Consider the following 244-nt stretch of genomic DNA (forward strand, 5'->3'; position numbering starts at 1 on the left):
TTTGCTTTGATAATATTCCAGAATAAGCCCGATTGTATTTTTATCATTCAAAGCGAATTCCGAAGTAGAAGATAGAGAAGGACTCTGACCCTTATCTGTGGTTTCGCTATTAATATATTTAACATCATTGTCTTTGTATAGCGTGTAGGTATTGTAGTTTTTTTCTACATGCGTATTATTACTGTAACTTCCGATTAAAGTCTGTGTGAATTTTTTCTTGTGGTAATTCAGGTTGAGGTTGGTG

General features: G+C 33.6%; 1 pseudogene. It reads right to left on the reverse strand.

The features are described 5' to 3' along the window. A pseudogene (locus SCA31_RS25120) lies at positions 1–244 on the reverse strand (TonB-dependent receptor); the annotation flags it as partial.

This window comes from Chryseobacterium sp. SIMBA_028 (assembly GCF_046535285.1).
Lineage (GTDB): Bacteria > Bacteroidota > Bacteroidia > Flavobacteriales > Weeksellaceae > Chryseobacterium.